This is a genomic window from Natronorubrum halalkaliphilum, assembly GCF_009834785.1.
Lineage (GTDB): Archaea > Halobacteriota > Halobacteria > Halobacteriales > Natrialbaceae > Natronorubrum > Natronorubrum halalkaliphilum.
The window spans coordinates 37,636-50,030 of record NZ_WUYX01000015.1 but is presented as its reverse complement, the minus strand read 5'-3'; the positions used below and the strand labels follow the sequence as shown (position 1 = coordinate 50,030).

The following is a 12,395-nucleotide window of genomic DNA, read 5'->3' as shown; positions in this document are numbered from 1 at the left end:
CGAGCAGACACCCCTTATCGGACGGAATGGCGGTGCTGGTGTGTGTTTTATTGTACTCGTCGCGGTGTCAATGTGCATGACGCCAGACCAGACGTCGTTCAGTCGCCGGAAACTCCTGCGCGCAAGCGCCGGAACGGTCGCGGCACTCGGGATCGGCGGCTCCGCGGCCGTGGGTACTGCGCGAGCCGATACCTCCGGCTCACGGGGGGCGATACAAGAGGAGACGCCGATCGAACCGGACAGTCCGTATGCGGACGTCTACGAGGGTACGATCGACGACGTCGTCCTCGTTAACGTGTTCGGCACCGACGAGGGCAGCCCCGGTGGACTCGGATCGGGATTCGTCGTCGACGAGGAGTACGTCGTGACCAACCACCACGTGGTCAGGGACTCACCCGAGGCCGAACTCCAGTTTCGCGACGAGCAGTGGCGGACGGCGACCGTCGACGGCACGGACAGCCACAGCGACCTCGCCGTGCTGTCGGTCGACGACATGCCCGACGGTCCCGACGGACTCTCCTTCGCCGACGACGAGCCGGTGATCGGACAGGAGGTCCTCGCACTGGGCAACCCGCTGGGGCTCGACGCCTCGATCTCACAGGGCATTATCAGCGGCGTCGACCGGTCGCTCCCGAGTCCGACCGGGTTCTCGATCCCCGCGGCGATCCAGACCGACGCCCCGGTCAACCCCGGCAACAGCGGCGGCCCGCTCGTCAACCTCGAGGGCGACGTGGTCGGCGTCGTCTTCGCCGGCGCGGGCCAGACCATCGGCTTTGCGATCTCGGCCGCGCTCGCCGACCGCGTCGTTCCCGCACTCGTCGAGGACGGGGCGTACGAGCATCCGTACATGGGCGTCACCGTCCAGCCAGTCGGGCCGCTGATCGCCGAGGCCAACGACCTCGAGGACCCGCGCGGCGTGCTGGTGACCGACATCGTCCCGGACTCGCCGGCCGAGGGGGTCCTCCAGCCGGTTGACGGCGGCACCACCGTCGACGGCGACATCGTTCCCGTCGGCGGCGACGTCATCGTCGCGATCGGCGACCGGGAGATTCCCAATCAGGAACGGCTCTCGTCCACGCTCGCACTCGAGACGTCTCCCGGCGAAACGGTTCCTATCGAAGTCATTCGAGACGGCGAGCGCCAGACGGTCGAGTTAACGCTCGAACCGCGACCGGACGTCGATATGCCGTGACGGCTGTGGGGGTTGCAACGGTCGATCGAGACTGATCCGAACGATCCCATCGAAACCGAGAGTGTGTACACACCGGATTCGACTGCGTGCCGCCCTCTCAGATACGTTCGAACCGCTGGCTAGATCGGATCGTCGAGCGCGACAAAAGGGAGTCGGCGCGGGTGGACCCCGGCCCGTCGGCGTCGGGTTTCTGGCTTCTGCGTTCAGGCTTCAGGCTTCTTCCGCCTCCTCTAGATCATCGAGCTCTTCTTCGTCCTCGCGAGGCGCGTTCTGGGTCCCGAGGTCGCCGTCACCGTCGTCGACCTGATCTGGATCCTGATCGACCCGCTCGAGTTCGTCCTCGATTTCGGCCTCCCGTTCCGCCTCGTGCTCGTTTGCTCTGTCAGAATCGTCTTCGGCCATGATACGTGCGATTCGTCCTCGAGCGGTTTGACCGCCGGGCCGTCGAGTGCAACGTCGGGTTCCTCTCGAATCGGTCGTCCAGTGGTGCCCCCGCCACGCCTCGGCGGACACGAAAGACAGATAAAAGACGCTGCGTTCTGAACAAACAGATATGGACGTTCCGTACGACCTGACCTCGTACGTTCGGGTGTTAAAGATGGCAACGACACCCACGACCGAGGAGTTCCTTCAGGTGTCGAAGATCGCTGGTGCAGGAGTGTTACTGATCGGGCTGATGGGCTTCCTCATCGGCGGCATCATGCTCCTCCTGACCGGTGGTTTCTAATGGGTATTTACGCCGTCAAGACCACCGCGAGTCAGGAGCGAACCGTCGCGGATATGATCATCAACCGCGAGGAGTCGGAGATTCACGCCGCGCTCGCCCCCGACTCGCTGACCTCCTACGTGATGGTCGAAGCGGAGGACAACGCGATTCTCGAGCGCGTGCTCGAGGATATTCCCCACGCCCGGAGTATCGTACCCGGCAACTCCGACATTTCGGAGGTCGAGCACTTCCTCTCGCCCAAGCCGGACGTCGAGGGGATCGCCGAGGGCGACATCGTCGAACTCATCGCCGGTCCGTTCAAGGGCGAGAAGGCTCAGGTCCAGCGTATCGACGAAGGCAAAGATCAGGTAACCGTCGAACTGTACGAGGCGACGGTTCCGATTCCGGTGACGGTCCGGGGCGACCAGATTCGCGTGCTCGACAGCGACGAACGGTAGTTCGTCGACCACCCGACGCGGAGTCAGCGGCGGAGCGGCGAGCCTTTTATGTTACATTTTGTGAGCTGGCTGGTCGGCGCTCGGCGAGGCTACCCGACGGGTAACAGCTCGGTGCGCGACGGTTCCGATTTAAGTGACGGTTCAGCGTTACAATGTGGCTCCCCCCTGTCCAGAATTGGCCCACGCCTGGTTCTGGACGGACAATCAGTTTTCTGCTCTGATACGGTTTACTGTAGTCAATTACCGCCGATCACCAGAACGGGGTCGGCGATCGGCGATACATAGTTACAGCAATCCGTATGAAGCCAGAACCGATGAACGCGAACGGCGCGTTCTCCGTGATGCTGCCCGCACCACGAGACGGTGAGTGAGGGGGTAACGGACTCGAGTCCGAGATCGGAACCGGAGCCGAAGTCCAAGTCCACGTTGAAGTCGAATCGGAATCGGAACCGGATCGGAGTCGGAGATTTTTCCCGCCCGGCCCACTCACTGACGGGTATGATCGACGACGAGACGCCGGTTCTCGACAATCACCTCCACCTCGACCCGGACAACCACCGCGGCATCGACGCGGTTCGTGACTTCGCTCGGCTGGGCGGCACCCACCTGCTCGTCATAAACAAACCCTCCTGGCACCTAGACGTCGAAGCCGAGTCCGGCGAGGACTTCCGGCCCGTCTTCGAGCGCACCATCGAAATCGTCGCGGACGCCTCGAGCGAACTCGAGGGACGGGCCTGGCCCGTACTCGGCGTCCACCCCGGCCTCGTTTCGCGACTGGTCGACGACAGGGGCTTCACCCCCGACGAGGCGCGCGAGCTAATGCAGGCAGGGATCGACGTCGCGGCCGAGTACGTCGAGGCCGGCGACGCGCTGGCGCTGAAATCCGGTCGGCCACACTACGACGTCGACGACGCCGTCTGGGACGCTTCGAACGCCGTCATGCGACGCGCTTTCGAACGCGCGAGCGACCTCGACTGTGCCGTCCAACTGCACGCCGAGGCCAGCGAGGACCTGTCCGAGGTAACGGAGTGGGCCGAAGCCGTCGGGCTGCCGTCCCACAAGGTCGTCAAACACTACGCGGGCGGCCGCCTCAAGGGCCCGATACCGAGCGTGATGAGCGAGAAGGATCGCCTCGAGACGGCCGCCGAACGGGGCGAGCCGTTTCTGATGGAGACCGACTACATCGACGATCCCGACCGGCCGGGGGCCGTCCTGGGACCCAAGACGGTTCCCCGGCGGGTCGACTGGTTGCTCGAGAACGGATACGAGGCGGCGGTCCGCACTGCCCACGTTGAAACCCCGGAGTTCGTGTACGGGATCGACACGGAAGACACCCTTGAGCGGGCCTAAAACGGGCGATACGCATTCGGTAGGATCGGCGTACAGGTAGAGAAAGGCATTTCAAGCGGCCGGTGTAGGTGTCTGTATGAGCAATCCCCCGACCGAGTTTTACTCGGAGGAACGCTGGCAGAACTGGATCGGCCGCATCAAAGACGAAGAGATCGATCCGGAAGACGAAGATTCGGCCCGGCTCCTGCTCAATCTGCAGGACGACACGGCGATCGCGATCGCGAAGATCGTGGCTGCCTACGACGACGGGGAACTAGAGCAAGAGGAAGCCTTGGAGAAGATCAACGACGTTCGCGAAATCGTTCTCGGGGAAGTCGATATCGAAGACGAAGAGAAACTGATTCTCGTCGACGGCGTCCAGACGAGTCTCGTCTGCGTCTTCTTTGCCGCCGAGGAGTACATCGCTGGCGGCCCCGCAGAGGAAGGGAGCGTCGGAGATTATCTCGGCGCGGCGGCCGACGCCGAAGCCGAGGAGGATCTCGACGCCGCACTCGGCTACGCCGCCCAGGCGGGGACGCTGATCATCGACGGCGAGGAACTCGATATGGCCGTGGCCGAGGACCTCGAGTACGGCCTCGTCACGGAGTGGATCAACGGACTCGACAGTCTCCAGAGCGCGATGAGCGATCCCGAAGTCGTCGAAGAAGACGAGTAGCAGTACCGGTAGCAAAAGCGAGGAGTCGCTTTTGGACCGCTGACGCCGACACCGACGCCGACGCGGTTAGGGAACTTTCGTTCGAACGGACCACACCCCTACTCGAGGAACGGGAATCTCGAACTGGGACGGGACCGGTGAGTGTCCGTCTGTCCGGTCCGATTCGTCGAACGTATTGTCGCAAGCGGCGATCCTTTGTTTTGTCTGCGGCAATATTGTCCACATCTCGTCGCCTGACGACTCGCTGAATCCTGTCTCGGTACCGGCCGTAGTGTGATCGTTTCGCATGGTCGAGACCGCTCCGTTTTTGCCTGTGCTGTCAGCCTCAGTCGACACGTCGCCGACAACGGCCGTTTCGGCGTCTATCGAGTACTTCTTCGCCTCGGTCCGTTATCCCCGAGCCCGACCACTAGCGTCGGTGCTCCGTCCCAGCTTCCGACAGACGTTTCCGCTCCCCCAAACGGTTTAAATGAGGTAATTATATCTAATTACACCACATGACGGAGAACTTCCCCGACTACGTCGACGTCGATTACGACGATGGTGACGGCGAGGAGCCAGAGGACTACCCCCACATTCAGGACAGAATCGAGAAGGCGATCGAGGTCACTCGCGAGGGCCTCGAGGAGTACGAAAATCCGGCCGTAATGTGGACCGGCGGCAAGGATTCGACGCTCACGCTGTACTTCATCAAGGAGGTCGCCGAGCGCTTCGACCTCGAGGTTCCGCCGGCGGTCTTCATCGATCACTACCAGCACTTCGACGAAATCCACGACTTCGTCGACCACTGGGCCGACGAGTGGGATCTCGAGGTCTACTACGCGCGCAACGAGGACGTCGGCGAAATCGTCGACGAGCAGGGACTGACCCCCGGCGACGAGATCGCAATCGAGGACCTCTCCGAGCACAACCAGCACCACGTCCGCGAAATCCTCGAGTACGAGGAAGACGAGTTTCCATTCCTGCTCGACACCTACGTCGGGAACCACCTGCTCAAGACGGTCGCGCTCAACGACGCGCTCGAGGAGTACGACATCGACGGCGTCATCAGCGGCGTCCGCTGGGACGAACAGGAGGCCCGCGCCGACGAGACGTTCTTCTCGCCGCGTCACGACCCCGATATCTACCCGCCCCACGACCGCATCCAGCCCATCCTGCAGTTCGACGAGGCCGCCGTCTGGGAGGCCTTCTGGAACTTCGTGGTGCCGGACACCGTCGCCGAGTTCCCCGACGACGGCTACGTCCCGCAGTCCGACGACGACCTCCCGGAGGGCGTCGACCAGGAGGACATCCCGATCTCGCCGAAGTACTTCGCCGGCTTCCGCTCGCTGGGCAGCGAGATCAGCACCGAAAAGAGCGAAGAGGAACCCGCATGGCTACAGGATCTCGAGGGAACGACCGAGCGCGCGGGCCGCGCCCAGGACAAGGAGGACCTGATGGAGCGCCTGCGCGACCTCGGTTACATGTAACGCCGGGATAACGGTACGAACTCGGCCCGTCGCGGTTACGCAACCGTCGGGCGATTCGATCGCCCGTTTCGTTCTGCGATTCGGTTTCGACGGCGAGCATCGAGCCTCCCGAACCGCTATGTGGTCATGCGTGGAGTCGCCACGTAACAGTGACCATCTATCGGACGCGAGCGGCCCTTCGCCACCAGTTCAGGGACGTGCTGAACTTCTACTACCCTGCTTGTATCGACACGTCCGTCGGCGGCTACGTCGCACAGCTCGACGAGCGCGACGGCCACGTCTACGACGCCCGGACCAAACATCTCGTCGCGACGGCGAGAGGCGTTCACAACTTCAGTCTGGGCGTGATCGCGGACGGCCCACACTGGTGTGCGTACGCGGCTGAACACGGGCTGCGATTCCTCTCGACCGTCCACTGGGACGACGAACGCGAGGGGTACGACTGGCTGCTCGAGGGGCGGACGACCACCGACTGGACGCGCTACTGCTACGGCCACGCGTTCGTCCTGCTGGCCGCTGCTCGAGCGCTGCAAGCGGGGATTTCGGGCGCACGCGACGAACTCGATCGAGCGTTTCGGGTCCTCGAGGAGCGATTCTGGGAGCCCGGCAGCGGACTCTACGCCGACCAGGCGACGGCTGACTGGGAGCTATCGTCCTACCGCGGCCAGAACGCCAATATGCACGCCTGCGAGGCGCTGATCGCGACGTACGAAGCCACGGGCGAACGGCGGTATCTCGAGCGAGCGTACACGGTCGCGGATCGGTTTACTCGCGGGGTGACGAGCGCGACGGACGGCCTCCTTTGGGAGCACTACACCGAGTCCTGGGAGCCGGAGCTGTCGTACAACAAGGACAGTCCGCGCCACCAGTTCCGGCCGCCGGGTTACCAGCCCGGACACCACGCCGAGTGGGCGAAGCTCCTGGCGTTGCTCGCCGACCATCGATCCGAACAGTGGTTGCTCGAGCGCGCGTACGACCTGTTCGACGCCGCCGTCGACCTCGGCTGGGACGACGAGTACGGCGGCTGTTACTACACAGTCAAAGGCGACGGCGAGCCGATCGTTCCCGACAAGTACGGCTGGGTCCACACCGAAGGGATCGGTGCGAGCGCGTTGTTGGGCCGGACGGATCCTGACTACCTCGAGTGGTACGACCGGCTCTGGACGTACGCTCACGAGCACCTGATCAATCCGCGATACGGCAACTGGTACGCACGCCTCGCGCGCGATCACGAGCGGGACGGACCGAACCACGGGCCCGCGGTCGAGCCCGGCTACCACCCGCTGACCAACTGCTGGCTGGCGATACGAGCGCTCGAGGATACGCCGGTTGCGTTCAGCGGCCGCTCGTCGTGAGTGCAGCGTCCGAAACGGATCGATCGAGGAATCCGATCAGTTGGTCGCGCGATGCTCGCCGTATTGGACGCCGATCGCGAGCATGATCGCGCCGAACAGCACCATCGACGGCGCGACCATCATCAGAATCGTGTCCGTTGCCATCATGTCCGACGCGATCATGCCGCCGACGCCGAGGGCGATCACGACGAGAAACGCGGCTACCGTCTTTGGAAGGTCGAACTCCATGCGTGGCTGTTGGGAATCGGACACCTAATGCGCTCGGAAATCGGCAGTCGGTTCAGAAACGTTCAGCAACGGCTTACTGCGACGGTCGAACGAGATTCGCCAGCGCGATCACGATCCCGAGGAACCAACCGACCGGGAACGAGATGCCGACCCACATCGCCGCGTAGGCCGCGCCCTCGAGTTGGTAGTTCGTCCGCAGGAACTCGTTGATACCGCCGACGTGGAGCACGTTGTCCAGCACCCAGACCGCGAAGTCGTAGCTGGGCTCGAGAATGACGGCCTCGAGCGACGGCGTGACGAGTGCGGCCACGACGGGGGGCAAGAAGAGTGCCGTCATCGCGAACGGGTAGGCAAACAGGACCGAGGTCAACCGACCGCCGAACTTCGAGAAGACGGCGGCGAGGGCGGTCGAAATCGTTGCGACGCCGCTGGCCGCGGCGATGGCGATGACGGCCTCGGTGGGCAGTCGGAGGTGAGCGATGACCGTTAGCGTGCCCCAGACGACGACCGCAATAGCGGTGACGCCGACGATGCCGAGTCGGGTTCGCGTCGAGTCGAGTTTCGCCGCGTAGTAGCGGGTACCAAAACCGATGACAGTAAGCGGATAGAGGAGTAGCAAGCCGAATAGACCGAGAATACTCCAGCTGTGATAGCCGATCTTCTGGGGGAGGCTCTCGGGCTTCCACTTCCCCATGACGGAGTGGCCGCGGCCACGTTGACGTGGAAAGACGAGCTCCATCCAGGCACCGTGTAACCGCTGTACGTCGGCCCTGATCGCGCCGACGACGCCACCACCGCCACCGTGTCGTGTGCGGGTGGACATACGCGAGCCAAAAAGCCGGTGTACCGTAAACTTTCCTGCTTTTTCCCGAGCGTCGACATGTATCCGGTCGCCGGCGACGGTCGGCGTTAGCCGTCGGCTACCGCGGAGCAGGCGTCAGTTCCAGGGCGCAAAGTCCGGGTCAACCTCGCGACTCGCGCTGTCGATACTATCGATCGCGTTGATATCTTCCCGGTCTAACTCGAGCGTCAGCGACGCGAAATTGTCGCCGAGGTGGTCCTCGCCGGTCGCCTTCGGAATCGCGGTGACCCCCTTCTCGCGCAGCCAGGCGAGACTGACCCGGGCCTCGCTGACGTCGTGTTTTGCCGCGACGTCCCGGAGTTCGGGCTGGTCGAATACCTCGCCGCGGGCGATCGGCGAGTACGCGACGACTTCGACGTCGTAGTTCTCGCAGGCCGCTCGGAGGTCGGGCTGTTGTAACATCGGATGGAGTTCGACCTGATTCGCCAGAATCGGCGCGTCACAGATATCGATCGCCTCCTCGATCTGTTCGGGCAGGAAATTACTGACGCCGACGTTGTCGATCAGGCCCTCGTCGTACAGTTCCGAAAAGGCCGAAAGGGTCTCCTCAGGGTCGTACGCGCGGGCCGGCCAGTGGACGTACAGCAGGTCGACCGAGTCGACGCCGAGCCGATCGAGACTCTCGCGGGCCGTCTCGAGGACGTCATCGTGGCCCAGATTCGCGGGTTTGATCTTGGTCGCGAGGAAGACGTCCTCGCGGTCGACGTCGGCCCGTTCGATGCCCTCGCCGACGGCCGCCTCGTTGTCGTACATCTGGGCTGTGTCGATGTGTCGGTAGCCCATCTCGAGGGCCGTCCGAACGGTCTCGGCACACTGGTCCGGATCGTCGTTCTGCCAGGTGCCGAGTCCCAGCATCGGCATGCTGTTGGCGGTCGGACACGTTCCCGGTGCGACGGCGTCGGCGTCTTCGGTTCCCATGTGGAGACCAAGTGCCAGAACGCGAAAATGGGTTGCGATTGCGGTGAGCGATTCGGGGTATCCGACGGTCTCGAGTTGCGAACTCGGCCGTCGCTTCGTAGCGCTCAAGGGTACCCCCGCCGTCGGGATACCCAGTGGCTCAGGAGCTCGATACGCTGTTGTTCGCCGTCGGTGATCCGTTCGTTGCGATGAACGCGATCGGCCTCGTCGCGTTCGCGCTCGTCGGCGCGAGCAAGGCCATCCGAGAGGAGTTCGACCTGTTCGGCATCGCTGTCGTCGGCCTCGCGACGGCGTTCGCCGGCGGGGTGACCCGCGACCTTCTCGTTAACCGCATTCCGCTGGCACTCAGCGATATCAGCGAAATCGCGCTCGGACTGCTCGGCGTTGGGCTGGCGATCGGACTCCACCTCGTCCTCGAATCGCCGGATGACCATCCGATCACGCTCGTCTCGGACGCCATCGGGCTCGCCGCGTTCGCGACGACCGGCGCCATCGTGGCAACCGAGACCGGCCTCTCGAGTTTCGGCGTCGTCGCCATCGCGACGATCAACGCCGTCGGCGGCGGCGCGGTCGCCGATATCCTGCTCGATCGGTCGCCGTTCATCCTCTTCGAGGATTTCTACGCGAGTTGTGCCGTGCTGGGCGGGGGGTCCTACTGGCTCGTGGTGACCGTCGGTGCTTCCGGTAGCGTCGCCGCAGTCGCGTGTGCGGCCGTCACGGTCGGAACGCGGCTGGCCGCGGTCGCCCGCGGTTGGACGCTCCCGACGGCACAGACGCTTCGACTCGCGTACGGACCGTTCCGCAGGGATCAGTGACCGAGCGCCTCGCCCCGTTGCACACCTCTACAGGCGGGCTCGAGGAGTGAATCGCCTCGAAAACGGCGTACGTATACAGCGTATCGCCTCCGAAAGTGAAATTGAACTAATACTTCGGATCCGCACCGGTGATGTCGTAGACCCGGTCCATCACGCCGTCGCGCTCGGACTGCCAGGCCGCGAAGTGGTCGGGGTCGTCGGGATAGCTGTCGTAGACGTCTTTGAGCGAGGTCGCCGCGTTCTGGATTTTGTAGAGTTCGTAGAGAGTATCCCAGTGACCGAACGTCTCGACGAGCGTCTTGAGTTTGAGCCCCAGGCTCATGTTCGCGGTCCCGGTCTTTCCGATGGCGTCGACGAGTTGCTGACCGGGGATGGACGTGATGATCGAGACGAGTTCGTCCAGTTCGTGGGCCGTACCGAAGATGTTGTAGAGATCCATCGCGGCGAAGCGCTTGCCGAAGTCGGTCTGGACGCGGCGGTTGTACTCCCAGAGCGTTGCTTCGCCGACGTCGCCGTCCGAAATCGCTTCGGCCGCGATTTCCGCCGCCCAGTGGCCTGCCTTCGCGGCCCCGGGAATCCCGCCGCCGGTACAGGGATTAACGTGGGCGGCAGCGTCGCCGACAGCCATGTAGCCCGGATGGACCGCCGAATCGTAGGGGCGCCGCGTCGGGAGGGCCGCGCCGAGTTTGTTCTTGACCGTCGCACCGGCGAACTCCGCCCGGTTCGCGATATCGTCTTTGAGCACGTCGACGAGCTCGACCGGTTCCTGGGTCATCTGAAATCCCAGGCCGGCGTTGATCTCCGTGGAAGACCGCGGAAAGTACCAGAGATAGCCCAGCTCCTCGGTCGGTTTGAACACGAGCGCATCGTCCCAGTCGACCGGTTCGGGAACCTCGAGCACCTCCCGGTACGCCGAGCAGAATTGCGAGTAGTTGACGTTCGTGTCGAACGTGGACGTCGAGAGGTCCGTCTTGTCCTGTAGTACCGACAGCGCGCCCGCGGCGTCGATGACGAGTTCGGATTCGTACTCGAGCGGGTCGCCGTCCCTGACGGCGGTCACGCCCTCGACGGTCCCGTTCGGCTGGACGACATCGTTCACGACGGTGTCGTAGTGGATGTCGACGCCAGCCCGACCGGTCTCGTCGAGCAGTATCTGGCCGTACTCGTAGCGGTCGACGACCGCGCCGGTCTGATTGAACGGGATATCGATCGATTCCCCGGTCTGTGGGTTCTCGAAGACGCCGCGCGTGATCCCTTCGTTGGTAAACGCCTCGTCTCTGAGCCGATCGCGATCGATGACGTCGGGGAACGTGCTCTTCCCCTTGATCCCGTCGCCACAGGCGATGTATCCCCCCTCGTCCTCGCTCTTGCGCTCGAGAAGGACGACGTCGAGTCCCTCTCGGGCGGCGGTCGCCGCGGCGAAACAGCCACCCGTGCCGCCGCCGACGACGACCATGTCGTACGATTCCGTAGCGGTAGTCATCTCTGTACCTCCTGAACAGTTGGAGAATAAAAAATACGTGGAAAATGTTTTGTCGCCGAAACGACAACGTAATTCGGCCGGCGTGTAGATTATCAGTGCCGAATACGCGAGATGGTCTCTTTCGGGATCGGTGGCAGACACACGATTACTGATACATCCGGAGCGGCTGTGCCTGCGAACTCTCCTCCTGACCCATCTGTTGCATCTGTTGGGCGAACTGCTCTCGCTTCTCTTTGATCTCCGCCGCGTGGTCGATCAGGTCCTGTACGTCGACCTCGAGGTCCGCGATCGGCGCGATCCCCTGCTCGAGGAGCACGCTCGCGGCCTCGGGGTCGGGAAACTTCGGGCTCGATTCGACGACGAGTCCGATGCTATCGTAGTCGCGGTGGGCCGCGCGGTTGAGAAGTGCACCCGTCGGGCCGGTAACGACGCCGTCTTCGGGTGGGCCGGCGATGTCGTGGGACGCGAGTACCTCACCGGTGTCACCGGTCCCGACGCCGTAGAGTGCCGGGGTTCCGTCACGTTCTGCGGGGAGACCGCTGAGATAGATCGGCGTCGCGTCCCGAGAGGTGATCCAACTCGTCAGACAGTTGGCGACCGAGTCGATGGCCTCGGCGGAGATCGGGGCGTCGCTCTGGAGTGCGAGCAGGTCGTGCGCTTCGCTGGCGTAGATCCGTACCGGCGGTCGGGCCGTCGGATCGTCGCCGCGGTAGACGCTGATCCGAGGGAGTCCCTCGCAGTCGACGCTGGCGTAGTAGCGCATATCGAGTTCGTTGACGAGATGATCGGTCGCGATCTTGCCGACGAGACCGAGTCCGGGAAACCCCTCGACGAGCGTGGGGTCGTCGAACGCCGCTTCCGGCCCCTGGAGCTGGATACCTGTCATGTCCGTATCGACGGGCGA

General features: G+C 63.7%; 14 protein-coding genes. 8 read left to right on the top strand and 6 right to left on the bottom strand.

From position 1 onward, the window contains the following. Positions 1 to 76: 76 nt before the first annotated feature. The gene (locus GS429_RS03570) at positions 77 to 1,192 is read left to right on the top strand and encodes a S1C family serine protease (RefSeq protein ID WP_160062786.1); all 1,116 of its coding nucleotides are present in this window, start codon (positions 77 to 79) and stop codon (positions 1,190 to 1,192) included. A gap of 210 nt (positions 1,193 to 1,402) precedes the next feature. Here GS429_RS03570 and GS429_RS03565 read toward each other — a convergent pair whose 3' ends face one another. Next, a complete protein-coding gene (locus tag GS429_RS03565) occupies positions 1,403 to 1,594 on the bottom strand; it encodes a hypothetical protein (RefSeq protein WP_160062784.1) in 192 nt (63 codons plus the stop codon). 151 nt (positions 1,595 to 1,745) lie between these two features. Between GS429_RS03565 and GS429_RS03560 the strand changes: the two genes are divergently transcribed. The 6 genes from GS429_RS03560 (at position 1,746) to GS429_RS03535 (ending at position 7,185) form a co-directional block, all read left to right on the top strand. Continuing rightward, on the top strand, positions 1,746 to 1,919 hold the full coding sequence (locus GS429_RS03560) for a protein translocase SEC61 complex subunit gamma (RefSeq protein ID WP_160062782.1): 174 nt from the start codon (positions 1,746 to 1,748) through the stop codon (positions 1,917 to 1,919). Continuing rightward, positions 1,919 to 2,356 (top strand): transcription elongation factor Spt5, encoded by a 438-nt coding sequence (locus tag GS429_RS03555; RefSeq protein ID WP_160062780.1) that lies wholly within the window; start codon positions 1,919 to 1,921, stop codon positions 2,354 to 2,356. Before GS429_RS03560 ends, GS429_RS03555 begins: the two co-directional genes overlap by 1 nt. Before the next feature lie 498 nt (positions 2,357 to 2,854). Continuing rightward, complete coding sequence (locus GS429_RS03550; protein WP_160062778.1) at positions 2,855 to 3,706, top strand: TatD family hydrolase; 852 nt, start codon at positions 2,855 to 2,857, stop codon at positions 3,704 to 3,706. 76 nt (positions 3,707 to 3,782) lie between these two features. Beyond that, positions 3,783 to 4,361 (top strand): DUF2150 family protein, encoded by a 579-nt coding sequence (locus tag GS429_RS03545; RefSeq protein ID WP_160062776.1) that lies wholly within the window; start codon positions 3,783 to 3,785, stop codon positions 4,359 to 4,361. Positions 4,362 to 4,858: 497 nt separating this feature from the next. After that, positions 4,859 to 5,830 (top strand): phosphoadenosine phosphosulfate reductase family protein, encoded by a 972-nt coding sequence (locus GS429_RS03540; protein ID WP_160062774.1) that lies wholly within the window; start codon positions 4,859 to 4,861, stop codon positions 5,828 to 5,830. 149 nt (positions 5,831 to 5,979) lie between these two features. Continuing rightward, entirely contained in the window at positions 5,980 to 7,185 is a 1,206-nt protein-coding gene (locus tag GS429_RS03535; protein WP_328821224.1) for an AGE family epimerase/isomerase, read from the top strand. 36 nt (positions 7,186 to 7,221) lie between these two features. On the opposite strand, the gene GS429_RS03530 is transcribed toward GS429_RS03535, so the two are convergent. The 3 genes from GS429_RS03530 to GS429_RS03520 form a co-directional block, all read right to left on the bottom strand. Then, complete coding sequence (locus tag GS429_RS03530; RefSeq protein ID WP_160062772.1) at positions 7,222 to 7,413, bottom strand: DUF7333 family protein; 192 nt, start codon at positions 7,411 to 7,413, stop codon at positions 7,222 to 7,224. A 73-nt stretch (positions 7,414 to 7,486) separates the two neighbouring features. Beyond that, on the bottom strand, positions 7,487 to 8,236 hold the full coding sequence (locus tag GS429_RS03525; RefSeq protein WP_160062770.1) for a hypothetical protein: 750 nt from the start codon (positions 8,234 to 8,236) through the stop codon (positions 7,487 to 7,489). A 114-nt stretch (positions 8,237 to 8,350) separates the two neighbouring features. Further along, positions 8,351 to 9,193 (bottom strand): aldo/keto reductase, encoded by an 843-nt coding sequence (locus tag GS429_RS03520; RefSeq protein WP_160062768.1) that lies wholly within the window; start codon positions 9,191 to 9,193, stop codon positions 8,351 to 8,353. A gap of 188 nt (positions 9,194 to 9,381) precedes the next feature. Here GS429_RS03520 and GS429_RS03515 point away from each other — a divergent pair, with 188 nt between their 5' ends. Continuing rightward, entirely contained in the window at positions 9,382 to 10,008 is a 627-nt protein-coding gene (locus GS429_RS03515) for a trimeric intracellular cation channel family protein (protein ID WP_160063032.1), read from the top strand. A gap of 106 nt (positions 10,009 to 10,114) precedes the next feature. Here the strand turns inward: GS429_RS03515 and GS429_RS03510 are convergent, their stop codons facing one another. Both GS429_RS03510 and GS429_RS03505 read right to left on the bottom strand, forming a co-directional pair. Further along, complete coding sequence (locus tag GS429_RS03510) at positions 10,115 to 11,491, bottom strand: geranylgeranyl reductase family protein (RefSeq protein WP_160062766.1); 1,377 nt, start codon at positions 11,489 to 11,491, stop codon at positions 10,115 to 10,117. Between the two features lie 145 nt (positions 11,492 to 11,636). Further along, the gene (locus GS429_RS03505) at positions 11,637 to 12,377 is read right to left on the bottom strand and encodes a proteasome assembly chaperone family protein (RefSeq protein WP_160062764.1); all 741 of its coding nucleotides are present in this window, start codon (positions 12,375 to 12,377) and stop codon (positions 11,637 to 11,639) included. Positions 12,378 to 12,395 lie beyond the last annotated feature (18 nt).

Excerpts from the sequence above, each read along its gene's own strand:
- GS429_RS03570 (WP_160062786.1), top strand. The coding sequence starts at position 77 with ATGACGCCAGACCAGACGTCGTTCAGTCGCCGGAAACTCCTGCGCGCA.
- GS429_RS03565 (WP_160062784.1), bottom strand. The coding sequence starts at position 1,594 with ATGGCCGAAGACGATTCTGACAGAGCAAACGAGCACGAGGCGGAACGG.
- GS429_RS03560 (WP_160062782.1), top strand. The coding sequence starts at position 1,746 with ATGGACGTTCCGTACGACCTGACCTCGTACGTTCGGGTGTTAAAGATG.
- GS429_RS03555 (WP_160062780.1), top strand. The coding sequence starts at position 1,919 with ATGGGTATTTACGCCGTCAAGACCACCGCGAGTCAGGAGCGAACCGTC.
- GS429_RS03550 (WP_160062778.1), top strand. The coding sequence starts at position 2,855 with ATGATCGACGACGAGACGCCGGTTCTCGACAATCACCTCCACCTCGAC.
- GS429_RS03545 (WP_160062776.1), top strand. The coding sequence starts at position 3,783 with ATGAGCAATCCCCCGACCGAGTTTTACTCGGAGGAACGCTGGCAGAAC.
- GS429_RS03540 (WP_160062774.1), top strand. The coding sequence starts at position 4,859 with ATGACGGAGAACTTCCCCGACTACGTCGACGTCGATTACGACGATGGT.
- GS429_RS03530 (WP_160062772.1), bottom strand. The coding sequence starts at position 7,413 with ATGGAGTTCGACCTTCCAAAGACGGTAGCCGCGTTTCTCGTCGTGATC.
- GS429_RS03525 (WP_160062770.1), bottom strand. The coding sequence starts at position 8,236 with ATGTCCACCCGCACACGACACGGTGGCGGTGGTGGCGTCGTCGGCGCG.
- GS429_RS03520 (WP_160062768.1), bottom strand. The coding sequence starts at position 9,193 with ATGGGAACCGAAGACGCCGACGCCGTCGCACCGGGAACGTGTCCGACC.
- GS429_RS03515 (WP_160063032.1), top strand. The coding sequence starts at position 9,382 with ATGAACGCGATCGGCCTCGTCGCGTTCGCGCTCGTCGGCGCGAGCAAG.
- GS429_RS03510 (WP_160062766.1), bottom strand. The coding sequence starts at position 11,491 with ATGACTACCGCTACGGAATCGTACGACATGGTCGTCGTCGGCGGCGGC.
- GS429_RS03505 (WP_160062764.1), bottom strand. The coding sequence starts at position 12,377 with ATGACAGGTATCCAGCTCCAGGGGCCGGAAGCGGCGTTCGACGACCCC.